The organism is Methanosarcina sp. MTP4 (assembly GCF_000970045.1).
Taxonomy (GTDB): Archaea; Halobacteriota; Methanosarcinia; order Methanosarcinales; family Methanosarcinaceae; genus MTP4.
Map to the genome: position 1 here is coordinate 3331224 of NZ_CP009505.1, position 26691 is coordinate 3357914.

The window sequence follows — 26691 nt, forward strand, 5'->3', positions numbered from 1 at the left end:
TTCAGGGAAAAACAAAAAAAGTATTGAAGGCACTTCCGACCACTCCTTAAGTAAAATACCGCCGGGAAGAATATCCTCAAGAGTGAAGGGCCTGTTGTCCCTCCACCCCTGGAAGAGCGGAGCTTATGCCCTCAAGGAAATGCAGACAGCAAAAGACACGGGCTACACCCGAAAAATGCATACAATTTGCAGAGAGTTTACAGGAGGTACCAGTCCGTATCGTCAACCGAGAGGTCTTCCCGGAGACCGACCTTCCTCCCGGGAAGCTTTAAAGCTTCTGCAATTGCATCGGAAAAGTCCTGCAGGTACTCTTTGCAGGAGAGACTGTTGTAGATGAAGGATTTTTCGGGCTGGAGCATACTCCGGATTGTGGATTCCCTGGGGACCAGGGAAACTTCCACATCCACCATTTCCAGAGCCTTTTCCATGGCAGTCCGGAAATCCCCGATACAGTAAGCAATCCTGTGCCCGTAATTATCCCGGGTCTTTTCGAGATAACAGGCAAGCCGTTCACTTTCGATTTTTATAAAATCCCTTTTGATCTGCGTCACATTGCATTTTCCCATCATGAATTTGTAGTGCATGAAAGGGTACTGCGTGTCAAGTTCCCTGGGGGCAACCCCGCAGGTCCCGAAAGTCACAACGTGCACATCCTCGGGTTTTGCAAGTCCGAAGATGATCCGGTCGAATTTTTTATGGGATGGGCTTTCATGGTAGGGTTTCCTCTTTGCACAGGGAACAAAAATACAGATTTCCCTAAAAGGGGCTTCGTATTCGTTCAAAATCCACTCGTTGGCCCTTACCATATCCGGATGGTAAATAATCCTCTCGTTATCAAGAGGCTCGGAAGAGCGTTCATCTTCAGGAATAATCGGCTTCATAACTTCCAGGGCTATTGATCAGAGAAATTATATATATAATTTTGTGATTGAGCATGGCAATTGAGAATGTGAGCTTTTGTGCAAACAGCGCAAAACAATAATATAATAAAAGAGCCTAAAAGTGTTAACATAAATAAGTCAATAAATATATTCATCACCAATGGTAACCGGGCAACAAAATTGGTGCTCAAAAAGATTCTGGAGTGCAATTTTAAGCCAGTACAAAGGTGAAAACACAGAAAAACCTGAAAAAAGGTAAACTGCTAAGTGGTCTTATGGCAAATTCAATTCATGAGATGATAAGAGCAAGCTTCAGGTGCGAGGACATGGTAAAATGTGTGCTTGGTTTGAAGTCCCTTGACATCGATGCATACAAAGCCCTGCTCACTTCCGGCCCCCTTACAGCCGAAAACCTGGGTGAAATCCTTAACAGAGAAAGGAGCACTGCATACCGTTCCCTTCAAAACCTGATAGCCTGCGGTGTTGTTTACCGGGAAACCCGGTCCATTGAAAGCGGAGGATACTACTACGAATACGTGGCAATCGAACCCCAGGAAATGAAAACGATGGTCAAGAAAAACGTGGATGAATGGTACGACCAGATGAACGATTTGATTGAAAAAATGGATGATAAAATGAATATCCTTATCATAAGAATGGACGATGAGGAAGACTGACCCCAAAAACTCCAACGAAACATTTCCGGATACGCAGTCCTTAACAGTTCAGATATATAGCTCATGAAAAATCTGGATATACACACCATGTTGCTAAAGAATTTTTAAATACATTACAGGAATTTTCAATAAAATTATATATAATCCAATTATAAAAGTGAAATGGACCCCGAGAGAATTCCTGAAAGAAAAAAGGAATTTAAGAAAGAAAATAAGAAAGGAAAGCAGCCGAAGAATAATTTCGGCAAGCCTGAAAAAGAATTCAGCTTCCTTTCACTGTTATAATCCGTCTACAAATTCACCCATTCGATCGATAGCTTTTTTAAGGTCATCCATGGACGCTGCATAAGCGCAGCGGAGGAAACCTTCCCCTGCTTCCCCGAAGACGTCCCCCGGAATTACAACAACTCTCTTTTCGTTCAGAAGCCGTTCTGAAAATTCACAGGAGGAAAGGCCCGTGGCCCCTACATATGGGAAGGCGTAGAAAGCTCCTTTGGGAGTAAAGCAGTCGAGACCTATCCTGTCAAAGCCCCTGACGATGAAATGCCTGCGCCGGTCGTATTCCCGGACCATCCTTTCCATTTCGTCGTTCCCGTTCCGGAGAGCTTCAATGGCTCCTACCTGAGCGGTTATGGGGGCACAAAGCATGGAGTACTGGTGGATCATCATCATGGAACGGATGATCTCGGGAGCGGCCATTGCAAAACCGAGTCTCAGGCCTGTCATTGCATATGCCTTGGAAAAGCCGTTCAGCATGACAGTCCGCTCTTTCATACCCTCAAGGGAAGAGAAGGGGATGTGTTTGCCTTCATAGGTAAGGCATTCGTAGACCTCATCCGAGATCACGAAGAGGTCATGCTCCGCCACAAGGTCAGCAATGTCCTCGAGGTCCTCCCGGGTCATGACAGCCCCTGTGGGGTTGTTCGGGAAATTGAGCACAATTGCCCTGGTCTTGCTGGTGATAGCAGGTTTAAGGACTTCTGCTGTGAGACGGAATTCATCTCCCCGGTGGGTGGAAACGACCACAGGCTTGCCACCTGCCAGGACCACCGCAGGGACGTATGCCACGTAAGCAGGCTGGACCACGATGACCTCGTCTCCGGGGTTTACCACTGCCCTGAGTGCAATGTCAATAGCTTCGCTAACCCCGGTGGTAACCAAGATCTCGGATGCCGGATCATAGTCCAGGCCATATCGCCTGTAATAAGTCCTTGAAAGTTCATCCCTGAGTTCCGGAAGCCCGTAATTGGAAGTGTAGGAAGTCTGCCCTTTTTCAAGGGAGTGGATACACATTTCCCTGATGTGCCAGGGAGTAATGAAATCCGGCTCCCCCACGCCAAGGGAGATGACATCCTCAAGCCCGGAAACCAGATCAAAAAAACGGCGTATCCCCGAGGGGGGGACATTTTTAACTATTTCCGCAACAAATTTTGAAGGATCACATGGAGGTCTCAAGAAAACACCCCGATCAAAAATTATATGAGTAAAACAAATTGTGAAAAGGAATAGAAGGATCAGGCCTATTAGAACCCTCTAATCAAAGCGAGACCGGGAGCCGCTTAATTGCTTCCGGTTCGTGGAGAATTACCCCATCTTCCTTATAGGTCTTTAACACGAAATGAGTTGCCGTGTTCTGGACCTGGTCAAGGGTCGCAATTTTTTCTGCCACAAAAAAGGCCACATCCTTCATAGACCTACCCCTAACGGTAAGGGATATGTCGTAGTCCCCGGACAAAAGCCGAACAGATCGGACCTCTGGGAATTTATAGATCCTTTCTGCAATTACCTGGTAGCCCTGGTTGCGCTCCAGCGTGACCTTCAGTTCGATCACGGCGTAAACGTAGTTTTCTCCAACCAGATCCCAGTCAATAATGGTTTTGTAGTGCCGGATAACTCCTGTCTCCTCGAGTTTTGCAATTGCCTGAGAAACTTCCTGTGCAGTCATATCCGTAAGTGCTGCAATTTCATCAGAGCTTGCTCTCGCATCGTTTTCAAGAATTTCCAGAATGTGTCTTATCTTTTCATCCATTGATAGTCACCGGCACGAAGTTTTTTCAAAAATTTAGGTTTGATCCCTGGAGAGGGACCAGGTCCTGAAAAGAATTACTCTATCAGGACAGCGTTTACGACTCCTTCCTGTCCCGGCCTGCTCGTTACCCTTGCAGTACCGAGAGGGGTCTTAATGACAGAGCCCTTGGTCAGGATGTTACGCCTGATGTAGTGTTTGTTTGCAGTGTTGTCGACAACGGTTTCGATAGTTGTGACCGCTGTTTTACCGTCGTTTGGGTTCGTTACGTTTGCCACATTGGACTGAAGGAGTCTTACCTTTCTGTTGCCACCCATAGTGGGGACATTCTTCCGCTTAACGTCGCTGATACGGGTATCCGCAGATTCACGGCCCATCTCAAACTTACGCTTCCCGCGGGCAGCTGTGACCTTCCCACCAGTCGCCTTCCTTCTGGAACTGCCTTGCCATCTCATATTATCGCCTCATGAATGTATTAAAATTCTATATATGTTTTATTTAATGCTTTTAATGCCTTAACTCTACAAATATGCATTATGTAATTAGTTTAGGTTATCCCGATAGTAAATATCCTGTAATCTGGAGATCCCGATCAGGGCAAAAGTATGCCGTTAAGTAGCTTAATTGCCCTGATAATATATTAATTGTATGAACAGGAGTATTTAATAAGAGTATTTGCTACGGACATATCATTACAAATAGAATCGTATAAGAACTTTGCGATCAGGCATCCGAATAATTCCCGGATTTGCCCCCGGCCCCCAGGCACGACCTGTCTTCGAAGGGCAATGTGCCTGAAGAGTAACAAAGTACAAGTATAAAAATCAACGCAAAATAAAATGTTAACGCTGAAAATCCGGATATACCCGAAATATTATAAGAGATGAAATATAAATATATAAAGTACTGGAGAGCCCAGGTATAATAGATAAAACCGAATCGTTGAACCAGGTATCACCGAAGAATAAACACCAGCGTAATTAAACATTAGCGTAATTAAACCCGAAAATTTTGAAAAATTGGCAAACCTGGCCCCGGCAATTTTAAACATCGGCAACTTAAACCGGGCGAATTCAAAAAACAAACTATAGTCAAGGACCCAAATTCCTTCACCAATCTCAAGCGAAAGTTTAACCACAGAAAGCACGGAAAACCCGGAATAAAGGAAATAGGGCACAATCCTTCCGTGCTTTCCGTGTCTTCAGTGGTTATAACGTAAGTGTAAGTATTTACGTTCGGGACTATAAAATCAAAAAACAAACTAAATCAAAAAACAAACTAAATCAAAAACAGCGGATTAAGGAGAGAATATAATGGTCACGGAAATTTCTATAGATAGTATATGCGGACACACGACAAAGATTATTGCCACAAAGGAAGGCAAAAAAACCCACGTTCATATCAAAACGACCTGTGAAAAGCTCAGGAACTGGGGAACTAAATTTGACTTTGAGATGAATGATCTCATGGGGGGGCAGGATACTATCCTTTCCAAAAAGTCTGCTGAGAACCCGATTACTCCCACCTGCCTTGTCCCTGCAGCCGTTATGAATGCCTGCTGGCTGGAAAACGGCATGATCTCGAAGAATCTTGCCAGGGAAAAGGGAAAGATGCAGATTATTTTTGACAAGCTGGAATAAATTATTAGCAAATAGGGTGAAGTATTCACCCGGATTACTTTCGTCACAATTCCGGAAACCCTACACAGAAGAATAAATTTTCATCGAAACCCAATACCCTTCAGGATTACCTCGCGAAATTTTTTTTAGAATCATAAAAATCGAAATATTTATATGGAAATGGTTGTGTTCAGTTTATACAAAACAGAACAAATGTATATTTCAATAAGAGATTCAAATAGTCACAACACAGTATCAAATATTGAAACCCGAGAGAGAAACATGGATATCAAGGAAATCAACAATTACGGCCAGGAACTGATCACTCGTCTGAACCTCAAGACCTCCCCGGTGGCAGTAAGATTGATACCTGCAGGCGGAGAAATCCCCACAGAAGTCAAAAAGGTAGAAGAAACCATGCGCCACTGCCAGATGATCGACAGGGTTAGGAAAACAGGGGAAGAGTTTTACTCCCTGGTCGAAGACCATATGTGCAAGGGAGGAGCCGCTTCCATGGGGCTCGGCAAGATGCCAAAAAAAGTAGGAAGCGGAGAGTTCTACTACAAAGGCCTGAGCCACTTCAGCAACATCAATGCCGCCCGCCGCACTGTTGAAAACGCTCCCATGCTCCCCCCCAACAGCACCGAAGCGATCCTGTACGGAGCCCTTGATAAAGCTAGCTTTGAACCTGACGTCGCAGTGGTCATCTGCAACCCCAGGCAGATCATGCTGCTCACCCAGGCAATCATGTACAAACGTGGAGGCCGCCTGGAAGTCGGTTTTGCCGGAAAGCAGAGTGTCTGTTCCGACGGAGTAGTGCAGGCCTACAGAGACGGTCAGGTAGGAATCACAGTAGGCTGCAGCGGAAGCCGGGCCTATACGGAAATTGCCGATGAGGAAATGACAATCGGCATCCCCGTGGAACTCCTCCCAGATATCACTAAAGCCCTGGCAAGAATCTGTCCGAATTAAATGTAAGGGGGCTACCCCCTTAATCCCTTCATTGCGACTTATCATTTTAAAACCCAGCTTCGGACTATTTTATCTGGGCCATATTTCCGATAAACCTGTTTTTTAACTATTTCTCCCCACCCCAACTTCCAAAAGACCTATCCACGACTACTTTTTACGTACCTTCTTCCCAGAAACCCACACATTATACACCCCAAGACAGGAAATGCTTGAAGAACCTAATATTCAGGGCAGGAAGCAAATGAATTGAGGAAGCCAATGAATTATTATACTAAAAGAGAAAATTTGAGGCAAATGACCTATTACATAGCAGACTCGGCAGTTTTCATAATGGGCAACTGCGACGTCGACAGTTCCCTCCTTATCACCGTCCCGTCGGTTGAAGACGAGTTGAAGAGCAGGGATGCCGTCCTACGCTTTGACCTGGCAAAGGAAGGAGGGCTTAGAGTTGAATGGCCCGAACCCGAAATGGTAAAAGCGGTCAGGGAAAAGGCAGAGCATACCAGGGATTCGGAAGAACTTTCAAAAACCGATCTGGAAGTCCTTGCAAAAGCCCTGGAACACAAAGAAAAAGCGGTCCTTTTGACGGATGACTACGCCGTTCAAAACGTTGCCGTGCAACTCGGAATTGAGGTAAAACCAATAGCTCAGAAAAAAATAAGGGACCTCATAATCTGGCAAAAGCAGTGTATAGGCTGCAAACAGACTTTTGAGAAAGGAGATGTCTGCCCGGTTTGCGGATCACCCCTCAAGAAGAAAAGAAAGACAAAGCTCTGATGAAAAGGGGAAGAAAAAGATATAACGCTTGGTAGTGTAATAATGCTTGTAGCTGAGTATTAAAATACCAGGATTACATTTTTCAGGCAGTATTTGCAAGACAAGCCGGAAATAAGCCGGAAGAAAGAGCTGAAAAATACTGCATACCAAAGCAAAAAAACAATATTCAGGTGGGAATGGAGGAATGAAGAACATAGAAGATTTGATCCAGAAAGCTGTTGAACTTCAAAACAACGGGCTTGTAAGCGGCCAGATTGCCGACGAACTCAATGTTTCCAGGGAAACAGTGACCTGGCTTTTGACCCGCTCGAAAAAAGAAGTTACAGCTCCCGCACCGAAGGACATTTCCGTAAACTGGAGCAGCATCGGGAAAAGTGCTACAAGGCTCCACTACATATCCCTTGCCCTCTGCGACATGGTGCTTGAGACCCTGGAAAAAACAAACACAGAAGTGGATGTGGTCGTAGGAGTTGCTGCAAGCGGTGTCCCCCTTGCAAGCATGATGGCAAACGAACTGGGAGCAGACTTTGCCCTCTACCATTCCCGTAAAGCACAGGACGTTGTCCAACCCGGTCATAAAGGGACCATCAGCCGCAACTTCGGAAGCGTTGCGGGCAAGAACTGCGTGATCGTTGATGATGTGATCACGACTGGCTCCACCACCATGGAAGTGGTAGAACACCTGCGGGAAATGGACGCAAAACCGAGAGTCGTAGTGGTCCTCGTAGATAAAAAAGGTTCGGATACCATAGCTAACGTACCCATACAGTCCCTGGTGAGGATTGTGAGGGTGGACTGAAAGAAAAAACTAACTTTTACTTCTTTTTTTATTTTTTGCTTCTTTTTGGTTTCAATTCTTTTTGGTTTCAATTCTTTTTAGTCAAGGGCTTTGCCTGGATTTTTTACTTTACCACTCCAGCAGCTATTTTTACCGTAGTAGGACATCCTCTGTGAAAAAGAAAACGAAAGGGGAAAAACAAAAAGGGGGAAAAAAGGAAAGCGGAAAAAGAAAAAAAGAAAAAGAAAAAAGAAGCCGTTTATTAGTATTCGACTTCCGTGGATCCAATTTTTTCCGCAAGCCTTGAGAGGACCTCGGTTCTCATTCCTTCCACGAACTTGATGCTCCCCACGACCAGGTGGCCGCCTCCGTTCACGCCGGCACCCTTGATTTCCTCACGAAGTTCCCGGACGATCTGCGGGATGTTCATGAGCACGCCCTTTGAACGGATAACCGCAAAGTCCGGGCCAAAGCCCAGGGTTACCATGGGTTTTTCAGGGTTCTTTTTGCAGAGCACGTCATGCACTTCTCCCGAAGTCTTTCCCGGGGGGGGGAAGGTGAATTTATGGGCATAGTTTTCAACGTCAAGCACGTTCATGATGGCCCCATTTGCAAGCTTCTGGGACTTTATGTTGAAAAGGCAGGCGTCAAGCTGTTCCTGAATCATGTCATTTGCCTGCTCGCAGAGGAGAGAGACCAGCTGCCTGTGGGTCTTGTGGTCGCCCAGGTCAAGGATGTCGTCAATCACACCTTTACCACTGCTGAATTTGAGCCAGAACTGCTCGTAATCCAGGGCAAGGGCCATGTCCTTCAGTTCCTTAAGGGTGTAGCGGTCCGAGGCAAGGGAAATATACCTCCCGGCTTCCGGAGCCTCCGAACGGTCCCCAACCGCTGAAACTCCAGGCAGGTGTCGGATAGTCTCACTGATATCGGGGTTGATCATACGGGCTACTTCGGCACAGAGCATGCCTGCCGTAACCCCAAAATCGCCGCCCACGTGGGCAGGGTTTACGTGCCCTATAAGGTACTGGTCGACAATTTCGTCCGGATGGTGGTGGTCGATCACCAGGATGTCCATATCATAGACCCTAGCCTGCCTCATGGCAGGCACGTCCTCTTCAGTGGAGCCATTGTCCACAAGGATTACCAGCGGCATTTTCTGCCCGTGCCTGGAGGCATCCTCGAGCGCATAAGAGATGTCCCGGGTAATATCGGGCAGCTCATAAAAAGGAGCCTTGGAAGGAGCCCGCTTGTAGGAATAATATTCGGCATCCGAACCCCCGATATCCGTAATAAGGGGCAGGATTGCCCTCTCAATGGCAATAGCCGAGGTAATCCCGTCAGCGTCGGCATGGTGCCTGAGGATGATGGGTTTTGAGTGGAGAATCGCTTTTTTGATTTCCCTGGCCACATGAAGCATCTTGGGCCTAAGCCTTTCCATTATTTCACTTTCGATCAGGAAGGGGATATCAGCAGGAGCTGCCTTTTCCTCGATTACCCTTTCGACCCTGTCCCTGACGGCATTTTCCTTTTCCCCTGTCAGCCGCTTCATGCTCATAACTTCGATCTGGACCTGGTCATCCCGCAGGGTCACTTCCCCGGTGATGGACACAACCATTTCCATATCGATTTGCGGGTAAGCCCGTTTTCCGGCACTCTCGAAAGCCGCGCAGGGAACGAAGCCCCCTTCATCACTGATCGTGAAGATAGTGGGTCCACTGGTCTGCTTTACCTGGATGATCTCTCCCTCAATCCGGACCAGCCTGCCCTTCATGCTGGGATCGATATTATCGGAGCTTTTGACAGGAAGCTCCTTTTCAAGCTCGATAGTTTCATACTTCTGGAGGGTTTTGGGGATCAGGTCCAGTTTTCCTCCGGCCTTGATGCTTTTTACGAGCACGATTACGGTTGCCCCGACTTTCGGAGGGACCTCTACATTGCTTGAGTGCATGAGCCCCCTTACGTGGGAGTTCAGATCCACGAAAACCCCGAAGGAAGCCGCACTGCTCACCTTTCCGTGGTAAAGATTCCCGGCTTCCACGTCCTTGAGGTCGCATGAGTCGTCCAGGGCATAGACGTGCTGGGATTTGGAGCAAGAAATACAGGTCTCGTCTTCAACTTCATCAGGCTTATAAATCGATGTCCCGCAGACCCTGCAGGCGTAGATCTTTCCCAGCCCCCGGCATGTTTCGCAGGGTTCCGTGTTCTCAATATTTCCTGTCCCCTTACATTTTTCACATTCTGCACCGTTTTTAAGTAAACTGTCAATATCGTTTTGCGAAATTTTCATTAAATCAACGGATTTAGCCTTGCCTTTCCCCTTACACTGGGGACAGACCTCGGTTGAAATTACTCTATAACCACGCCCGTGGCAATCTGGACATTCCTTACTCATGAATATCAACACCGGGGTATATTTTGAACCTGCGTTTTCACGCACTCATTTTGCTCTTCAAAATCGTAATTCAAGTTCTAATCGCTTCCTAAAATCGCTTCCTGAGCGTGTACTCTCGCATCGCTGTCTGCGCTTAGATCACTTTATGCATTTATTAATTTATTGTTTGTGGGGTAGATCTCAATCAAATAGGGTCTTTCAACTCCCCTCATGGTCCCAATAAAAAATTTCCAAAGAAACAAGGAGCCAGGAAGAGTCCTTATATGGATTTGCCTGTTTTAAGAGGATTAATCCATGATAAAAAACCTGTAAACCCGGAAATGCTCTTAGAGCAGGAATTTTCAGGCATAATTCCCCGGATAGAGAATAATTATTTAATGATAAGCCCAATTTAAATATAATGAATAAGAGGGGCATATTATTATGAACGGTTTTACCAGTCCATTATTAGTTCCTGTATTAATAGTTGTATTATTAATACTCTCACAGGCAATAAAAATGGTAAATGAGTACGAGCGCGTCGTTATTTTCAGGTTAGGACGCCTCAGTGGCGTGAAGGGGCCGGGGATTTTCCTGATCATTCCCTTTATCGATAGGGCCGTAAAAATCGACCTGAGAGTTGTCACAATCGACGTTCCGAAACAGGCCGTGATTACAAAGGACAACGTGACAGTTGAAGTTGACGCAGTTGTCTATTACAAAGTCATGGAACCCGGAGCTGCCATCACCCAGGTCGAGAACTACATGTTCGCAACTTCCACCCTCTCCCAGACCACCCTAAGGGACGTGCTGGGGCAGATGGAACTTGACCAGGTGCTCTCAGAGCGGGAAAACATCAATATGGAAATCCAGGAACTGCTCGACGCCTCCACTGACCCCTGGGGCATCAAGGTTACAGGAGTCACTATCAGAGACGTCGCCCTGCCCGAGAACATGAAAAGAGCAATCGCAAAGCAGGCGGAAGCCGAGAGAGAAAAGCGGGCCAGGATCATCCTTGCAGAAGGGGAATTCCAGGCAGCCCAGAAGATGAAAGATGCCGCTACCCTCTACCAGGGAGTACCCGCGGCCATCAAGCTAAGGGAACTCCAGACTCTTGCCGAGATTGCCAAGGAAAAGAACCTCATAGTGGTAACGCAGTCCGGAACCGTGGAAACCGGAAACATAGCCGCCCTTTCCCAGGCAATTTCCGGAAAGAAAATAGAATGAAGGGCAGAAGGACCGTGGTATAAACAAGAAAGGAACGATAAACATGAGTGTGGAAAGGGTTTCCCGTTTCCTCCCTGTTTTATTCCTGTGCTGCATCCTTGCGACAGCATTCGGCACCCCTGCAGGGGCTGGACCAGAGGAAAAGGTACTCGTACTCGAAATTGCCGGAGCCATCACTCCGGCATCCGATAACGTCATAGTTGATGCAATCGAAAAGGCTGAAAACGAGGACTTTGAAGCCCTGGTGATCAGCCTGGACACGCCGGGTGGCGGCCTTGAAGAGACCCAGGTGTTTATAAAAGAGATGGAGAACACGAGCGTGCCGGTTATCGGCTACGTCCCCGAAAGTGGGAAAGCCTGGTCTGCAGGGACCCTGATCCTGATGGGAACCGATATCGCAGCCATGGCCCCGTTCACCGTCATTGGCTCCGCCCAGCCCGTGCAGATGTCTGCCGAAGGCACCGAGCCTGTGGAAGATGAGAAGATCATCAACGCCCTGGTTAAGTTCTCGGTTTCCACCGCAAAAAAGCACGGGAGAAACGAGACCTTTGCAGAAGAAGTCATTACCAAAAACAAAAACCTTGATGCTGAAGAAGCTCTGGCTTCGGGAGTGATCGAATACGTCTCTCCTTCAATACCCGACCTCCTTGACCAGGTAGATGGAGAGGAAGTAAAGGGAAAGACCCTGGAAACTGGAAATGCAAGGACCGAAACCTACGAACCTCCTTTACCCCTGGCATTTCTCAGGCTGATCTCAAACCCGGTTATCTCATCCCTCCTCCTGACCATAGGGCTCTACGGGATAATTTTCGGGATATCGAATCCCGGTGCAGGAGCTGAAATTTTCGGGGTCATCGCAATCGTGCTCGGACTGATAGGAACGGGCTTTGACGTCAACATCGGCGCCATTTTCCTCATTATCGTGGGAGTAGGACTCATGCTTCTGGAGATCCAGTCCCCGGGTTTCGGGGTCTTCGGGATTGCAGGCCTGGTAAGCCTTGTGATAGGGAGTATTTTCCTCGTACCCATGGGGGCTGAAAACATCTATACCCCTGAATTCCGGAGGACGCTAACCCTTACCATAGTCACCCCGACAATCGTTTTCGGGCTTTTCCTGGTCTTTGCGGTCTACAAAGTAGCCGAGTCCCGGAAGAAAAAACCAGTTATAGGAGCCATAATCGGAGACAGCGCAAGGACAATAGAAGCAATAAGCCCGGATAAGCCGGGTTTTATCCGCTACAGCGGGGAGTACTGGCAGGCCCGGTCCGAAGAAGAAATAGGGAAAGGAGAAAAGGTGGAAATTATCGGAAAAGAGCAGGAAATGCTTGTGGTGAAGCGTAAATCCTGATTTTATTATAAGTATTATTATCAGGATTTACTCTTTTTACACATTATTTCTTTTTCAAGACTTTATCCTTATAATTTATCCTTATAATTTATCCTTATAATTTATCCTTATAAAAAACATTCTCGTCTTAGTTTTTCTTTTCTTTCCTTATTTTCTCCAGAACCTTCTGCTTTTTCTCAATGGCTTCGGCTGCGGACCTGTCGATTGCCGCCCTCATCTCCTCAAAGCCCCTGGGATTTTCTTCCCCGTGGACTTTTTTAACCGGGGTGTAGGCGGATTCCCTGAAGCGCGGGGCAAAGTCCCTGCGTTCCCCATCAATAATTACTTCGGCTCCGGTACCTTCTTCCACATGGCCTATGATGTCGATCGCAACGCCTGCGGCCCGGACAGTCTCGAGGATTTGGTCTGCGTATTCCGGGGGAGCGATGACCAGCAGGGCATCCAGGGACACACCGAGGTAGTCGATTTTCAGGGTTTCGAGCATGGAGAGGACCTTAGGGTTCACAAGGGCCCGCATTTTTGATTCTTCGAAAACCAGTTTTACTCCTGCGGTTTTTGAGATTTCCCGGGCATCCCCACGGATCCCACCATTGGTTACGTCGGTCATGGAATGGACATTTACATGGAGCCCGGACTCAAGAACGGCTTCGCAGGCTTCCAGGAAACGGATGTTGATGGTTTCGTCCACAACATCGTGCATGCCGTAGTAAAGCGCAGTTGTGGAAATCGTTCCGCCACCTGCCCCTTCGGTCATTAGGACCAGGTCACCCACTTCGGTCTGGTTCCGCGATGTCAGGGAAGAAGTCACACCAACTGCCCCAACGCCTCCGGTCATGCGGTCCCCTATGACCATGTCCCCGCCAATCCTGAGAGTGCTTCCCGTGATCAGGGGAATTCCGGTAAGTTCCGAAACCGTAGTAATCCCTGCGATATGGTCGAAGATCTTTGCAACGTCCCCGTCGTCTGCGACATGGATATCGGAGAGCATCGCAAGGGGGCGAGACCCCATGGAATAAATGTCCCGGAGGGCAGCCCTGGCTACGTGGAAACCGGAAAGGAAGGGAAAGTCGCTTAAGCGGGAATGGATACCGTCGATGGTCAACACCAAATATTCATTGCCTATCCGTACAACCCCGGAATCATCAAGCTGGGAACTGTCCACCACAGCCCCTGTTTGGCCTATGACCTCCCCGAGCTTGGAGTGCACGTAGAAGTCTCCGGTCCCCCTGGAACCTACCCCGAATTCACCCATGGAAACCCCCGAGACAGTGGAGCTCAAGACCTCACCCTTCACGTTTAGAGTCGCCCTAGCTTCGGAAATCACCGCCGACGCAATCTCCCGGGCGCCTTCCGGGCTTAGCTTCTTTATCTCGAGAATTCTTTCAGCAAGCTGTGCCTTAAGCCCGTTTTCATTTTCAGGATCCTGCCTGAGTGACCGTTTTGCGTAGCCTTCTATGTCCATAATATCATCTTCTTGTGAAATTAACTATAAATATTCAAGATTCCTTACCATTCAAGCACTGGAAAAAATAAAAGTAGAAGTAAAAAGTAAATCAGGGACTGAAACAGCCTTCAACACATACTGACAAAGTTTTTCAGTATATGCAGTCCAACATCTCCACTTTTTTCAGGATGGAACTGCGTCCCCATGACGTTGCCCTCCGAGTTTACGACCGAAGCTGCAAATTCCAGCCCGTACTCACATGCCGCAAGGGTATGCTCCGGGTCAGTGTCCACGTAATAGGAGTGGACGAAATACACGAAAGCCCTGTCGGAGATTCCCTTGAAAAGGGGGTGGTCCTGTGTGATCTTTATATTGTTCCAGCCAATATGGGGCACTTTAAGCTCGGATTTCGGAAAGCGAATGACCTTCCCGGGGACCAGGGCGAGCCCATCGGTCAGCTGCCCTTCCTCGGATGTGCTCATAAGAAGCTGCTGTCCGAGGCAGATCCCTAGCATCGGTTTCCCGGATTTTGCATACTCGTAAACGATCTCTTTGAGGGGAAGCAGGCACCTCATGGCGTCCACAAAAGCGCCAACACCCGGAAGAATCACTCCGTCAGCGGCAAGAATCTCTTCAGGTTCCCCCGAGATTACGGGATTCGCTCCTGCGTGTTCGAGCCCCTTTTGAACACTCCGGAGATTTCCGATCCCATAATCGAGAATCACGATTCTCTTCATAGCTCTAACAAATAAAGTTAAAATAGATTAAGTTTACGAGCAAATATATAAAGATTGAAAAAAATTTAAGAAAAAAGGCAGTTGGAAAAAAGCAACCAGCTTAAAAGGGATCTTTTTCGGTTGTGGAGAATTTTATTTTGCTGCAAGTTTCAGTAAGATTCGTTCTTTACTGCTCTATTCCTTACTGCTCTGTTCCTTACTGCTCTGCTTTTTACTGCCCTACTCGTTACTGCCCTGCTCTTTAACGTTTTGTTTTCTGCGGTCTTTTCAAAAGTCACCCTGGACTTACCGCAGCGTACACATTCATAGCGTTTCTCAACCACTTTTGGCAAATAGGAAAGTGCACCGCTTTTTCGTTTCCATTTATGCAATCCCAAAAAACACAAAAAACTATGCGGACCCGTTTTTTCTGATGAGACTTCAGAGCCACTATCGTTCAAAAAGCCGTTTCTCCTCGTGCATATTTGATATGATTAATCATGAAGTATTCAATTTCAGTATGGTCAGGAAGATATATAAGTGTATAGTTATGATCTGAAATATTCAGAAACATTGATTATTAAAAAATAAGCCGGTCTAAAAATCAAATAATTTTATATACAGTGATCGAGTACTGATAAAATGTAAAATAATTTACATTCGATAATCTGGAAAATATCAAAGAGTGGGGGAACTCATGAGACGAATCCGGTTTTTAAGAAATGACGAAAGAGCTATGGAACTCCCGATCAATATTGTGGTGATGCTGGTCGTGGGGATGGTTGCCCTTGCCACACTTATTTCAATAATACCGACTCCGACAAAAGAGATGTCGGTTTTTATTGAAGGAGCAGCCCTGGGAGAAGAAGACCTTCAGGCAGGAAATTCGATAATAGTAAGCGCAGACGTTGCAGAAACTCCTTTCGGCGTAACGGTAAAGATCAAGGCGACAGACCAGGACGGTAACCCAGTGAGAGACGCAAATGTGGTGCTGACAGGCCTCGGAGGTGCGGCATCGAATAACACGGACATCAACGGAGTCACGGTCCTGACAACGCCGGAGGGGGCAATGCCCAGGCTTGACCCGAACCAGAATGAGGGGACTATGGACCTGAAGATCCTGGCAGACGGCTTTTACGACTACGAGAAACAGGACGCCATTATGATCATAAAGACCCGGGTGACCTGAAAAGAAGAAAGCTGAGAAAGTATGAAAAATTACTGAAAGAGAAAAAAATCTCTTCGAAAAATCTCTTCGAAAAAAAATCATTTAAAAACAGAAGAAATTACTGAAAAAGGAATTACTGAAAAAAAGTAAATGAGCGGAAAGGGAAAAGGAGTGAAAACTACCGATATTCGGTTAGGAGGTCGCATATGCAACCCCGGAAATTAACTGAGAATGAAGAAGGGACCGTTGGGCTCCCGATAAGAATTGTGGTCCTTTCGATCGTGGGCTTCATAGGGTTTTATGCGATCCTCTCAGCCATCTCAAGCGCTCCCTCGCCGCCCGAACCCCTGTATGCGCAAGCAAACGTGAGCGCTGTTTTCCTCCCTTCCGGAGAAGAAAACAACACGGAAACAAATCTGACCCTCCTTGTCACGGCACTTGACGGGGAGAGCCAGAGGGTAGGGGGAGCTAATGTGATTCTCCGGAGCCCCGATCGCAACCGGGCATACTCCGGCGTCACGGACGCGGAAGGAAAAGTTATAATAGAGCTAAAAAATCCGGAGCTTCCCCCGGGAAAATCCGAAGGGTACATTTCCCTGAAAGCCATGAAAACAGGGTATCAGGATTACGTAAACGACTATTTTGTAAAAGTGACCCGGAGTTGAGCTATTTCAAAAGCCAGACCAGGCCCGGAAAAAGAGCTAATTCCGGATTCTATTTTATTTTTAGATTTTTAACTGTTAACATGGGATCAGGCAACAGTACTCACCGATTCAGACCATGGCAGAAATGTTTTTGTAATTGAGCAGGAAGAACAGGCCAAAAAGCGCCATAAACCCTCCGCAGAGGTATAGTACCCTTTCATGTGTACGCTGTGAGATCAGCTCCTTTCCCCTGGAAAAAGATGATGCTACAGCTACAAGAAAGCCGAGGTCTGCCAACCAGTGCCCGGCGACGAACGCTATTACGGCAAAGATGCCTGCAAGGTACTGCTGAAGGACAATTGCGCTGCCTGCTGTCAGCCACCATCCCAGAAACATAGGGTTCAATGCAGAGGTTACAATCCCTGCAGGCAAAGGCCCAACCGACAGGTCCAATTTACTGGCCGAGGCAGAAATATCTTTTTTAGAGGTTTCTTTTGCACTTTTAATCATAAAAAGCCCGAAAATTACCATTACCAAACCGCCAATTACAGCCATATATGAGATTAGATTTACCCCGATGAAAGATGATGCCCCGGCCACTATGAGCATGAATAATGTCGATTCTGTCATCGCATGCCCGATAAATACCGAAGGCCCTGCCTTCCAGCCTACTTTAAAAGACGTCACGATCGTTGCGAACATCATGGGGCCAGGGACAAGGGCAGCAGATATACCTACTGTGAACCCCAGAATAAGAGCTTTTATCAATTCTATAATGAATATCACCACAGGAGAAAGTGGATATTCAAAATAGATGGAAGTTATGATATATATTAATGATGTGCTAAGCTCCCGTATCTCTTAAAGCTCCTGAATAAGGAAAGCTTTATTCACGGACATTACAGGATTTTGATTCGCAGTAGCATAGGGCGATTTTCAAGGCTGCGGCATGTCCGAAAAAGACAGATCGGCGATCACATTCCAGAGATGCGAAACGTATACCCTCGAGGAAATTATTGTAAAGGCCCGGGACCCGGGACTTTTTTCTCTTTGTTTTTATTCCTGACCTGTCATCGATTTCTGTTCCCGGTTCATCATATAAAACTTCAAAAGCACGGCTGCGGCCATCAACGCTGCAAGCCCCAGGGAGAAAAACGGAGACCTTATTATATCCCAGCGCCCTGACCAGACCAGAAAACCGGTAAGGAAAAGGACCGAGGAACCTGTAATTCCGGAGATCTCCACCGGCACCTTGATTGAGCCCAGGGTGAAACGGTTCTGGTTCTCAACAGCCTCAAGGCGCCGTTCAATTCTTTCTGCAGACTCCCTTGCCGCAACTTCCCTTTCACATGCCTCCTTTATTTCCCTGTCCGCAGCCTCGAGTTCGGCACTCAGTTCCCCATGCACAAAATCCGAAAGCCCTATTATTGCCTCCTGAAGAGAGCGCAAGCTTTCGGAAAACCCGGCAAAAAGGGCATTTATCTCCTTAACTTTATCGGCACCCGAGGAGACTTCGGAAGAGGTATTCACGAAAATAAAAGGACCTTCCGAGACATCGGCGGAGGAAAGCACGGCGCTGAAGGAAAGGTTCGAAACACCTGTTTCCGAAAGCGAAGAGACCTCATCGGAAGGTAAAGAACCCTCAGGCAGCGTTAAAGAATTTTCAGGAGAAACGGAAGGGCACTCAGGAGAAACCGAAGAGCTGGCGATGGAATCCCCAGGATTTCCTTTCAGAAACGGATCAGTAAAAGAATTAGAGAAGGAACCACCGGGCTGCAACTTCCCGGGCGTTTCCACGGACAAGCGGCGCTCTACTGCCCTAAGCCGCTTTTCAAAACTCCGGATGCTCTGGTCAAAAACCTCAATCCTCCCGTGCAGGTCTTCCCTGATTTCGGGACCTACTTCACGTACCTTACCCAATTAAACCATACCCCCACTTAAATTTCTAATATGAATTGAAGCAAGGACATAATATAAATTTTTGGATGAATGAGTTATATATTAAAAATGAGAAGAAAAATCAAAAGATGAAAAAGGAAAACAGGACATAAAAAGAACAGGGAAAAAGAAAAGGGAAAAAAAAGGGAAAAAGAAAAGGGAAAAAAGGGAAAAAGAAAAGGGAAAAAAGGGAAAAAGAAAATATCCTAATCAGATTAAATCTTCCGGATTTCGATTAGTTCCCCACTGTCCATAGCTTCTATGATTTCCTGGGCAAGGTCCGAATTAATCCTGATTTTCACGTCTCCGTGCCTGCCTACGGTTGCGCTGAAGAGGTATTCGTCTTCGATATAGACTTCAACGTCCCCACCTGCCAGTTCCGGGACACTAAGGATCAGGTGTTTTTTTGTTTTTTCCAGGAGAGGATGGGCTGAAACGGGAAGGTCGGCTTCCGGAAAACCGGTCATTCCGGCAGTTTTCATGTAGGCTTCGGATTTCCCGGCGTACTTCATTTCTTTTGCGGGCCTGGAGGGTTCGGACTCGAATTCCCGGACGTCAATATGGATTCCCAGCATCTTTTCGATCCGGTCGATTACGCTCCCGCCTTTCCCGATAACTTTTCGCATTTCCGTGTCCCGGACTTTCACTATAGCACTGTTGTCCGAAGTCACCTCAACTTCAACGGGGCCATTGGCATACTTCCTGATAACGTTCCGGATTTCTTCTTCCGCAAGTTTCCAGGCAGGTTTTCGTTCCTCTTTCCTGGTCCCGATAGGCATGACCACGACCTGCTCGCCGTAGGTGTAGATCTCGTACTCAACTTTTCCGGTCTCGAAGTCCTCAATTGTGATGACAGGCCTGGCAAGGTCCTGTTCAACCATCCCGTGGGGCACCTTGACCGTGAAAGCCAGCACAAGGACCTTTGCGACCTCTCCTTTGTCAATAAAAATTACCGTGTCTACTACCTGAGGGATAACCCCCAGTTCTACCCTTCCGATCAGGCGCTGGATTGCGTCCACGGCCCGGGTTGCGTGCACGACTCCGATCATCCCGACCCCGGCAAGGCGCATGTCCGCAAAGATCAGGAAATCATTGGTCTTCCGGACCTCATCGTAAACCGTATAGTCCGGCCTTACCAGGAGAAGGAGGTCTGCAGTATCTTCCATCCGCCCATTCAGGGGGGAATACTGGGTAATCTCAGGCGGCACCTGCAGGTCCCTTGGGGATTCCATGGTCTTGACAACCTGTTCGTGGTCGTTCAGGTAGCGTGCAACTCCGGCTGCAAAAGTAGACTTCCCGGCTCCCGGAGGCCCGGCAATGAGGATACCTCGCTGGCTTTCGATTCGTTCTTTCAATTTATCACTCAGACGGTACTGTTCAAGATCCACTATAACCGTGGGACGGACAACGGTAATCTCCATGTCATCGGAAAAAGGCGGATGGGCGATTGCAATCCGCATGTTCCGGATCTGCAGGACCGTTGCCCCGGCAGAAGACATCTCAATAAAGGATTCGGGGTCGACCCTTGCCCTTTCGATAAGCTCTTTGGAAATGCTTTGAAGTTCTGCCATTGAAACAGGCTCGTCCCGGATCCTGAGATAGCGCACTCTCCCCACAGGCCCCTTCTTTGCCATGGGAGAAACCCTATTTTTGAGGTGGACGGACATGGTGTCGTCAGTGAAAAAATGCTCTACCCTGAGAGGCCCCAGTTCCGAAGGATCCACGACCTTCGGGGGCACGTAATCCACATCAATCCCCCTGGCTTCCGCAATAAGGGACTGGACCCGGTCCTCACTCACAAAAAGCCCGCCTACCTCAAGGGCCGTGCTGCGGATCAAGGCATCCACTCTACCTTCTTTCGAAAGCTTGATTTCCTCCAAGGTGGGCCGGACCCCGCTGAACTTCAGGGTGATATCTCCTCTCTCAGCAAGCCTGTGCAGTTCCGAAAGTTCATCTAGCCCTTTGTAACCGATTTCCCTACCCTTGTTTGCCTGGGCTTCCAGTTCCGACACCACGGCTTCCGGGACGATGATCTCAGCTCCCCGGTACTCACCGCTCCTGACCCTCGCCGAGATTCTCCCGTCAATAATCACACTGGTATCCGGAACAATCCTGCATATCCGCGTCTCTTCAGCCATATAAGGGGATAGACCCGAGAAGTATATAATAAAACTTCTGGGGCTTTCTTTGCGATGAAAAAAAGTTGAAACATAAATTTGAAGGAAATCAAGGTTCTCAGAGACCTGAAAAATGTTGAAAAACCCTTAAAGCTTCGCCTCGGAAAAACTTCAGCATACCTCTAAAATTCAGTACATCTCATACCCGGCAAATCTCATACCCGGCAAATCTCATACCCAACAAATCTCATACCCGGTAAATCATTCAGTACACGTCATTCGGCTCGAAAACCTTCTCTCCGACAACCTCTCCCTCGAGGTTCCGGTAGAAGCATGAACGATATCCCATGTGGCATGCCCCGCCCACCTGTTCCACGAACAGGAGTACGGAATCCAGATCGCAGTCTATTCTTATCTCTTTTACCTTCTGTAAGTGCCCCGACGTCTCCCCTTTCTTCCACAAACTCTTCCGGCTCCGGCTCCAGAAATGAGCAATCCCGGTCTCTACGGTTTTTTCAAGGGCTTCCCGGTTCATGTAGGCGCACATCAGCACTTCCCTGGTCGTAAGGTCCTGGACAATCGCCTGGATCAGGCCGTTTTCGTATTTCAGGGTGTCGAAGTCGATCATGCGCGTATTGATAGTTTACATGGTATAAAAATTAACTCGATCGGAAAAATTTCCACCCGGGAAACCTGAGGCGAAGGAACTGCAAACAGGCCATTGAGTAAACCAATGGATGAATGATAGACGAATAAACTACACACTATACGAACAAAACCATAAAAGTTAGAAAGTTTATACCGAATACTGTAGCAAAAATAATACTGAGTGGGGACAGTATTTCAATTGCTTCAATTCTCAAAAAAAATTGCGAACCACATAAATCAATTGCAAAAATCGCATGAGGAGATGAATATGAAGCTGATATTAAAAACCAAAATTTTGCCTGTGTTAGTTTTGTGCACAGTAATTCTGGGAGCGGTTCTTCCTGCATCTGCGTTTGTGCAGGCAGAACCCTATGACAGCTATGAAAAGAGTATATTAGACGATTCGTATAACCAGATTCAAGATGGTTCACAGACCCGGATGCTGGACGATACGCAGAACCAGAAATATGTTCCTAGGGAGATCATAGTCAAGTTCGAGCCCGGAGTTTCCAAAGAAAAAATCGCAAACATCAACTCCATACACGGGACAGAAGAAATATACACCAGTCCCTATGCAGGATTCAAACTGCTGAAAATCCCTAAAAGCAAAACCGTCGAAGAAATGGTAGAGGTCTACAGCAAGAACCCGAACATCGAATATGCGTTGCCCAATGCTATTGCACAGGCCTCCATGGTACCCAATGACCCGTTATACAGATACCAGTGGAATTTCAAGGGCGGAATCGGCGGGATTAATATCGAACCCGCATGGGACATTTCCACAGGGCAGGGAGTCGTAGTTGCAGTGCTTGATACCGGAGTAGCATACGAAAATTACGGCCCGTATATTGTAGCCCCGGACCTTTCAAACACCAATTTTGTCCCGGGGTATGACTTTGTAAACAACGATGCCCACCCAAATGACGACCACTATCACGGAACCCATGTGGCCGGAACCGTAGCCCAGAACACAAACGACGGGTACGGGGTAGCCGGAGTTGCATATGACTGTTCCATAATGCCCGTGAAAGTCATGGCCGGAAGCGGAAACGGGACCCTCCAGCAGCTTATAGACGGCATTTATTTTGCCACCGACAACGGAGCAGACATCATAAGCATGAGCCTCACTTTTGACCCCGGATACTATCCAGGCCAGGCCCTCGACGATGCACTCGAATATGCATACAATAACGGCGTCACCATCGTTGCCGCCGCCGGGAATGAGCAGACAGGTTCGGTGAGTTATCCCGCAGCTTATTACAGGTGCATTGCAGTCGGGGCGACCAATTATAACGGTGTGAAGGCAGACTACTCGAACTACGGGACAGAACTTGATGTGGTAGCTCCCGGAGGAGACTCCCAGGACCTGAACGGTGACGGATACATGGACGGTGTCCTCCAGAATACCTTTAACATCCAGACAAAAGATCCCACAGACTTCAACTGGTGGTTCCTCACAGGGACATCCATGGCAACCCCGCATGTCTCAGGGATCGCAGCCCTGATGCTTGAAGCAAACAGTGAAGCCACCCCCTATGAAATCAGGGCAGCAATAGAAAATACGGCAAGGGATATGGGAGACCAGGGCTGGGACCAGTATTATGGACACGGACTGGTAAATGCAACCGCCGCCCTTGAATACATAACCCAGCCTCAAGCCCCGAATAACTCCCCGGTAGCCGATGCAGGAGGCCCTTATAGTAGTGAAATAGGACAGACAGTGACCTTTGACGGATCAGGTTCATACGACAGTGACGGATATATTACCTCCTATGAGTGGGACTTTGGAGACGGAAGTACAGGATCAGGAATTGCTCCGAACCACGCCTATTCAACCACAGGAACCTATAATGTAACCCTCACAGTATGGGACAACAAAGACGCCACGGGTACTGACACAGCCACTCTGGTTGCGGAAAACGTCATACACATTGACGGGGTAAGTGTGACAACAACAAGTACCAAAATTACCGGAACAACTTACGTTACCGCAACTGCTGTTGTGACCATCCTTGACAAAAACAATAATCCGGTCGAAGGTGCTGCAGTTTCCGGCTACTGGAGCGGTGCAGCCAGCGATACGGATTCTGCTGTGACTGGTGCAACAGGGACAATGACGGTTAGCTCGGATGAGGTCATCTACCCCAAAAAGAGCACATTAACGTTCACCTTTACCGTGAACAATGTGAGCCATACGATAGCGTGGGACGGAAATACCGCATCAGGATCGGCATTATATCCCTAAGCCAGAAAATAAGGGATAAAATAATTTAAGGTCCCACAGAAGGGGCCTTTCATTTTCTTTTTTGGAAAAAACAGGTAAGGTTCACAGATCAAAAAGCTGAGAACCTGAGTTATGGGCCTAAGCCGTGAGCATGAGCCATTAACTTAAGCAGGTAATTTAACCGGGAAACTTAACCGGGCAGCTTAATCCAAGAGCCTGAGCCATGGGTCTGAGGATATCTTGAGATAGTACTGAAATTTCCTTAATAAAATGAATAAGTGAACACGGAAAATCCCCATAAATTAAAAAATTTTTAAATTTAATGTTCCGACTGACACAAGACTATACAGGGGACTAATTCGGAAAAAAACCTGGAAGTTACCCTTTACCAGGTTCGACACCTAAACGGAATAGTGTTACAATTTTTTCAAGCATACTTAACTATAATTTAGTACAATTTATCCACCTTACATGAATAAAAATTTTGAAGATATTTAGATTAATACATTCAGATTAACCGATTAAGAAAAACCATATCATCCAGTTCTTTCCTGCCTTATATAGCTGCTTTTTTAAAAAACTTTCATCACTAGATTTTCGAGATAAAATAAAAAAACACCATCATGAGTTGGAATCCAAAATACATTAAAAAACAAATAGGAAGAAATAAAAACCACATAAATAAAGTACTAAAAATTAGTAAGATATATATTAAATTCTATAGAAAGAATACCTGTAAGAGAATAAAAAATTTGGTATTAATTTCAGGAAGAAAACAGAGGATAATAGCCAATATTTTTTAAAAATTATGAGGATGAAGAGGATGGAGTTCAGATTAAAAAACAAAATAATCCCCCTGTTAATACTGTGTATATTACTTACAGGGATAGTCCTGCCGGCTTCTGCACTGGCAGCGGGGAACAACAGGCCCTACGACATCTTTGAGAAACTGACGATCAAAATGCCCGGGGAACAGGAGTATGTCCCAGGGGAAATCCTCGTGAAGTTCAAGCCAGGAGTATCCGAAGAAAAGATCGCAAGGATCAATGCCGGACACGGGACTCAAGCTGTATACGCGAGCCCCTATGCAGGGTTCAAAAAGCTGAAGATCCCAAAAACAAAAAACGTCGAAGAGATGGTAGAAACCTACAGCAGGAACCCGAATGTCGAATATGCAGTGCCCAACGCTATTGCGCATGCAACCGGGGCACCGGATGACCCTTACTACTACCTACAATGGAATTTCAAGGACGGAATAGGCGGGATTAATGTCGAGCCCGCATGGGACATCTCCACAGGGCAGGGAGTAATAGTTGCAGTACTTGATTCCGGAGTTGCATACGAGAATTACGGCCAGTATATTGTAGCCCCGGACCTTACAAGCACCAGTTTTGCCCCGGGTTATGACTTTGTAAACAACGACGCTCATCCCAATGATGATCACCAGCACGGGACCCATGTAGCCGGAACCATAGCCCAGAGTACCAATAACGGATACGGAGTGGCTGGGGTGGCATATGACTGTACGATAATGCCCGTGAAAGTCCTTGACGCGGAAGGAAGCGGGACCCTCCAGCAACTCATCGACGGCATTTATTTCGCAGCCGATAACGGCGCACAGGTCATCAGCATGAGCCTGGGATTCTCTCCCGGATACTACCCCGGCCCTGCCCTTGACAATGCACTCGAATATGCATACGATAACGGGGTCACCATTGTTGCTGCCGCAGGAAATGACGGGACAGGCACTGTCGGCTATCCTGCGGCCTATGATAAATGCATTGCAGTAGGTGCTACAAAGTACGACGGGACACTTGCCTACTACTCTAACTACGGGAGCGCCCTTGACGTAACCGCCCCCGGAGGAGACTCAACCGTCGATCAGAACGGGGATGGATACGGGGACGGAATCCTGCAGAATACTTTTGACGGGGACCTGACAAAATTCAACTTCTGGTTCTTCCAGGGCACATCCATGGCAACCCCGCACGTCTCAGGTGTTGCAGCCCTCCTGATAGCAAACGGCTCATCCACTCCTGAAGAAGTCAGAACTGCAATCGAACAAAGCGCAAAGGATAAAGGGGAACAGGGATGGGACCAGTACTACGGATACGGCATTGTGGATGCAAAAGCCGCCCTGGATTATATGGGAAAGGCACAGCAGCCTCCAGCCCCGAATACCCCACCTGTAGCCGATGCCGGAGGTCCGTACAGCGCTGAAGAAGGACAGACAGTGACCTTTAACGGATCAAACTCATATGACCCGGACCAGGACGGAAGCATTGTTTCTTATGAATGGGACTTTGGAGATGGAAGTACAGGGAACGGGGAAACTGCCACCCATAATTACAATGAAGCCGGAGTTTACACGGTCAGCCTTACAGTCAGGGATAACGAAAATGCCGCAAGTACAGGCAGCACCACAGTAGAGATAAGTGAAGTCCCTACCACAACACCTGTGAACAATCCCCCGGTAGCCGACGCCGGAGGCCCGTACAGTGCTGAGGAAGGACAGCCCGTAGCATTTGATGGATCAAACTCATATGACCCTGATCCTGATGGAGGCATTGCTTCCTACGAGTGGGACTTTGGGGACGGCAGTTCAGGTACGGGAGTTACACCCAAGCACAGCTATACCGGCGCAGGGACCTATAATGTCATCCTGACAGCAACTGACAACAAAGGTGCAACAGATACGGACACAACCACCGCGGAGGTTGCAGCGGTAAACAGTGGAGCCAGCCTCTACATTGACAGCGTGGAAGTAACTCCGAACCTCAGGAATGCCGGAAGAAATACGTTCGTTTTCGGGAAGGCAGTTGTCACTGTCCGGGACAGTAATGGAAATCCGGTTGAAGATGCTAAGGTTTCCGGAGATTGGAGCGGCTCGGTGAGTGAGCCGAATTCTGCCGTGACAAACGCAAACGGGGCTGTGACGGTTTATTCAGATGAGGTCAAGTACAAAAAAGGCACATTGACTTTCACCTTTACCGTGAACAGTGTGAGCCATACGATTCCCTGGAATGGAGACGTCAAGTCAGGGACGACAAGCTACACCGAATCCTGACCCTGCTTGAAACGTGAAAAATCATTAATTGAGATCCGGGTCCCTG

24 protein-coding genes are annotated in these 26691 nt (G+C 47.5%); 12 read left to right on the forward strand and 12 right to left on the reverse strand.

Features of this window, described 5'->3' with window-relative positions; all coding sequences use genetic code 11:
* Window positions 1–197 precede the first annotated feature (197 nt).
* On the reverse strand, window positions 198–881 hold the full coding sequence (locus MSMTP_RS13970; RefSeq protein WP_048180590.1) for a DUF5591 domain-containing protein: 684 nt from the start codon (window positions 879–881) through the stop codon (window positions 198–200).
* 275 nt (window positions 882–1156) lie between these two features.
* On the opposite strand from MSMTP_RS13970, the gene MSMTP_RS13975 reads away from it, so the two are divergent.
* Window positions 1157–1558: a helix-turn-helix domain-containing protein gene (locus MSMTP_RS13975; RefSeq protein ID WP_048183675.1), complete on the forward strand. Its 402-nt coding sequence runs from the start codon at window positions 1157–1159 to the stop codon at window positions 1556–1558.
* Window positions 1559–1837: 279 nt separating this feature from the next.
* On the opposite strand, the gene MSMTP_RS13980 is transcribed toward MSMTP_RS13975, so the two are convergent.
* The 3 genes from MSMTP_RS13980 to MSMTP_RS13990 form a co-directional block, all read right to left on the reverse strand.
* The gene (locus MSMTP_RS13980; RefSeq protein WP_048180593.1) at window positions 1838–3013 is read right to left on the reverse strand and encodes an aminotransferase class I/II-fold pyridoxal phosphate-dependent enzyme; all 1176 of its coding nucleotides are present in this window, start codon (window positions 3011–3013) and stop codon (window positions 1838–1840) included.
* An 82-nt stretch (window positions 3014–3095) separates the two neighbouring features.
* On the reverse strand, window positions 3096–3587 hold the full coding sequence (locus MSMTP_RS13985; protein WP_048180595.1) for an Lrp/AsnC family transcriptional regulator: 492 nt from the start codon (window positions 3585–3587) through the stop codon (window positions 3096–3098).
* 74 nt (window positions 3588–3661) lie between these two features.
* The gene (locus MSMTP_RS13990) at window positions 3662–4039 is read right to left on the reverse strand and encodes a 30S ribosomal protein S8e (protein ID WP_048180597.1); all 378 of its coding nucleotides are present in this window, start codon (window positions 4037–4039) and stop codon (window positions 3662–3664) included.
* 858 nt (window positions 4040–4897) lie between these two features.
* On the opposite strand from MSMTP_RS13990, the gene MSMTP_RS14000 reads away from it, so the two are divergent.
* The 4 genes from MSMTP_RS14000 to MSMTP_RS14015 all read left to right on the forward strand — a co-directional run bounded on the left by MSMTP_RS14000 (window position 4898) and on the right by MSMTP_RS14015 (window position 7751).
* Complete coding sequence (locus tag MSMTP_RS14000; protein ID WP_048180602.1) at window positions 4898–5224, forward strand: DUF6951 family protein; 327 nt, start codon at window positions 4898–4900, stop codon at window positions 5222–5224.
* A 261-nt stretch (window positions 5225–5485) separates the two neighbouring features.
* Window positions 5486–6175 carry a DUF169 domain-containing protein gene (locus MSMTP_RS14005; protein WP_048180605.1) on the forward strand — a complete coding sequence of 230 codons (690 nt, stop codon included), beginning with the start codon at window positions 5486–5488 and terminating at the stop codon, window positions 6173–6175.
* 294 nt (window positions 6176–6469) lie between these two features.
* Window positions 6470–6952, forward strand: a complete 483-nt coding sequence (locus MSMTP_RS14010) for an NOB1 family endonuclease (protein ID WP_048180607.1) — start codon at window positions 6470–6472, stop codon at window positions 6950–6952.
* A 184-nt stretch (window positions 6953–7136) separates the two neighbouring features.
* Window positions 7137–7751 carry an orotate phosphoribosyltransferase-like protein gene (locus tag MSMTP_RS14015; protein ID WP_048180610.1) on the forward strand — a complete coding sequence of 205 codons (615 nt, stop codon included), beginning with the start codon at window positions 7137–7139 and terminating at the stop codon, window positions 7749–7751.
* A 241-nt stretch (window positions 7752–7992) separates the two neighbouring features.
* On the opposite strand, the gene MSMTP_RS14020 is transcribed toward MSMTP_RS14015, so the two are convergent.
* Entirely contained in the window at window positions 7993–10125 is a 2133-nt protein-coding gene (locus MSMTP_RS14020; RefSeq protein WP_048180613.1) for a DHH family phosphoesterase, read from the reverse strand.
* 263 nt (window positions 10126–10388) lie between these two features.
* Here MSMTP_RS14020 and MSMTP_RS20240 point away from each other — a divergent pair, with 263 nt between their 5' ends.
* The 3 genes from MSMTP_RS20240 to MSMTP_RS14030 are packed head-to-tail and all read left to right on the forward strand — an operon-like array spanning window position 10389 to window position 12679.
* Complete coding sequence (locus MSMTP_RS20240) at window positions 10389–10520, forward strand: hypothetical protein (protein ID WP_255350979.1); 132 nt, start codon at window positions 10389–10391, stop codon at window positions 10518–10520.
* A gap of 28 nt (window positions 10521–10548) precedes the next feature.
* On the forward strand, window positions 10549–11331 hold the full coding sequence (locus MSMTP_RS14025; RefSeq protein ID WP_048180616.1) for a slipin family protein: 783 nt from the start codon (window positions 10549–10551) through the stop codon (window positions 11329–11331).
* A gap of 43 nt (window positions 11332–11374) precedes the next feature.
* On the forward strand, window positions 11375–12679 hold the full coding sequence (locus MSMTP_RS14030; protein WP_048180619.1) for a nodulation protein NfeD: 1305 nt from the start codon (window positions 11375–11377) through the stop codon (window positions 12677–12679).
* A gap of 127 nt (window positions 12680–12806) precedes the next feature.
* On the opposite strand, the gene MSMTP_RS14035 is transcribed toward MSMTP_RS14030, so the two are convergent.
* From MSMTP_RS14035 to MSMTP_RS18645, 3 genes are all read right to left on the reverse strand, one after another.
* Window positions 12807–14141 (reverse strand): AIR synthase-related protein, encoded by a 1335-nt coding sequence (locus tag MSMTP_RS14035; RefSeq protein WP_048180621.1) that lies wholly within the window; start codon window positions 14139–14141, stop codon window positions 12807–12809.
* Between the two features lie 110 nt (window positions 14142–14251).
* Window positions 14252–14860 carry an imidazole glycerol phosphate synthase subunit HisH gene (gene hisH, locus MSMTP_RS14040; RefSeq protein ID WP_048180624.1) on the reverse strand — a complete coding sequence of 203 codons (609 nt, stop codon included), beginning with the start codon at window positions 14858–14860 and terminating at the stop codon, window positions 14252–14254.
* Between the two features lie 149 nt (window positions 14861–15009).
* The gene (locus MSMTP_RS18645; protein ID WP_231582798.1) at window positions 15010–15300 is read right to left on the reverse strand and encodes a hypothetical protein; all 291 of its coding nucleotides are present in this window, start codon (window positions 15298–15300) and stop codon (window positions 15010–15012) included.
* Window positions 15301–15536: 236 nt separating this feature from the next.
* Here MSMTP_RS18645 and MSMTP_RS14045 point away from each other — a divergent pair, with 236 nt between their 5' ends.
* Entirely contained in the window at window positions 15537–16028 is a 492-nt protein-coding gene (locus tag MSMTP_RS14045; RefSeq protein WP_048183679.1) for an Ig-like domain-containing protein, read from the forward strand.
* A 185-nt stretch (window positions 16029–16213) separates the two neighbouring features.
* Complete coding sequence (locus MSMTP_RS14050) at window positions 16214–16672, forward strand: carboxypeptidase-like regulatory domain-containing protein (protein ID WP_048180627.1); 459 nt, start codon at window positions 16214–16216, stop codon at window positions 16670–16672.
* Window positions 16673–16780: 108 nt separating this feature from the next.
* On the opposite strand, the gene MSMTP_RS14055 is transcribed toward MSMTP_RS14050, so the two are convergent.
* The 4 genes from MSMTP_RS14055 to hisI all read right to left on the reverse strand — a co-directional run bounded on the left by MSMTP_RS14055 (window position 16781) and on the right by hisI (window position 21334).
* Complete coding sequence (locus MSMTP_RS14055; protein ID WP_369799603.1) at window positions 16781–17419, reverse strand: LysE family transporter; 639 nt, start codon at window positions 17417–17419, stop codon at window positions 16781–16783.
* Window positions 17420–17707: 288 nt separating this feature from the next.
* Window positions 17708–18571: a hypothetical protein gene (locus tag MSMTP_RS14060; protein ID WP_048180631.1), complete on the reverse strand. Its 864-nt coding sequence runs from the start codon at window positions 18569–18571 to the stop codon at window positions 17708–17710.
* 233 nt (window positions 18572–18804) lie between these two features.
* A complete protein-coding gene (locus tag MSMTP_RS14065; protein WP_048180634.1) occupies window positions 18805–20727 on the reverse strand; it encodes a PINc/VapC family ATPase in 1923 nt (640 codons plus the stop codon).
* A gap of 244 nt (window positions 20728–20971) precedes the next feature.
* A complete protein-coding gene (gene hisI / locus MSMTP_RS14070; protein ID WP_048180637.1) occupies window positions 20972–21334 on the reverse strand; it encodes a phosphoribosyl-AMP cyclohydrolase in 363 nt (120 codons plus the stop codon).
* A gap of 330 nt (window positions 21335–21664) precedes the next feature.
* On the opposite strand from hisI, the gene MSMTP_RS18115 reads away from it, so the two are divergent.
* The gene (locus MSMTP_RS18115) at window positions 21665–23599 is read left to right on the forward strand and encodes a S8 family serine peptidase (protein WP_197076094.1); all 1935 of its coding nucleotides are present in this window, start codon (window positions 21665–21667) and stop codon (window positions 23597–23599) included.
* Window positions 23600–24401: 802 nt separating this feature from the next.
* Complete coding sequence (locus tag MSMTP_RS18120) at window positions 24402–26645, forward strand: S8 family serine peptidase (protein WP_156153845.1); 2244 nt, start codon at window positions 24402–24404, stop codon at window positions 26643–26645.
* The last annotated feature ends 46 nt before the right edge of the window (window positions 26646–26691 follow it).

Bases quoted from the DNA above. Each gene is read 5' to 3' on its own strand.
- MSMTP_RS13970 (WP_048180590.1), bottom strand. From the start codon at position 881: ATGAAGCCGATTATTCCTGAAGATGAACGCTCTTCCGAGCCTCTTGAT.
- MSMTP_RS13975 (WP_048183675.1), top strand. From the start codon at position 1,157: ATGGCAAATTCAATTCATGAGATGATAAGAGCAAGCTTCAGGTGCGAG.
- MSMTP_RS13985 (WP_048180595.1), bottom strand. From the start codon at position 3,587: ATGGATGAAAAGATAAGACACATTCTGGAAATTCTTGAAAACGATGCG.
- MSMTP_RS13990 (WP_048180597.1), bottom strand. From the start codon at position 4,039: ATGAGATGGCAAGGCAGTTCCAGAAGGAAGGCGACTGGTGGGAAGGTC.
- MSMTP_RS14000 (WP_048180602.1), top strand. From the start codon at position 4,898: ATGGTCACGGAAATTTCTATAGATAGTATATGCGGACACACGACAAAG.
- MSMTP_RS14005 (WP_048180605.1), top strand. From the start codon at position 5,486: ATGGATATCAAGGAAATCAACAATTACGGCCAGGAACTGATCACTCGT.
- MSMTP_RS14010 (WP_048180607.1), top strand. From the start codon at position 6,470: ATGACCTATTACATAGCAGACTCGGCAGTTTTCATAATGGGCAACTGC.
- MSMTP_RS14015 (WP_048180610.1), top strand. From the start codon at position 7,137: ATGAAGAACATAGAAGATTTGATCCAGAAAGCTGTTGAACTTCAAAAC.
- MSMTP_RS14020 (WP_048180613.1), bottom strand. From the start codon at position 10,125: ATGAGTAAGGAATGTCCAGATTGCCACGGGCGTGGTTATAGAGTAATT.
- MSMTP_RS20240 (WP_255350979.1), top strand. From the start codon at position 10,389: ATGGATTTGCCTGTTTTAAGAGGATTAATCCATGATAAAAAACCTGTA.
- MSMTP_RS14025 (WP_048180616.1), top strand. From the start codon at position 10,549: ATGAACGGTTTTACCAGTCCATTATTAGTTCCTGTATTAATAGTTGTA.
- MSMTP_RS14030 (WP_048180619.1), top strand. From the start codon at position 11,375: ATGAGTGTGGAAAGGGTTTCCCGTTTCCTCCCTGTTTTATTCCTGTGC.
- MSMTP_RS14035 (WP_048180621.1), bottom strand. From the start codon at position 14,141: ATGGACATAGAAGGCTACGCAAAACGGTCACTCAGGCAGGATCCTGAA.
- hisH (WP_048180624.1), bottom strand. From the start codon at position 14,860: ATGAAGAGAATCGTGATTCTCGATTATGGGATCGGAAATCTCCGGAGT.
- MSMTP_RS14045 (WP_048183679.1), top strand. From the start codon at position 15,537: ATGAGACGAATCCGGTTTTTAAGAAATGACGAAAGAGCTATGGAACTC.
- MSMTP_RS14050 (WP_048180627.1), top strand. From the start codon at position 16,214: ATGCAACCCCGGAAATTAACTGAGAATGAAGAAGGGACCGTTGGGCTC.
- MSMTP_RS14065 (WP_048180634.1), bottom strand. From the start codon at position 20,727: ATGGCTGAAGAGACGCGGATATGCAGGATTGTTCCGGATACCAGTGTG.
- hisI (WP_048180637.1), bottom strand. From the start codon at position 21,334: ATGATCGACTTCGACACCCTGAAATACGAAAACGGCCTGATCCAGGCG.
- MSMTP_RS18120 (WP_156153845.1), top strand. From the start codon at position 24,402: ATGGAGTTCAGATTAAAAAACAAAATAATCCCCCTGTTAATACTGTGT.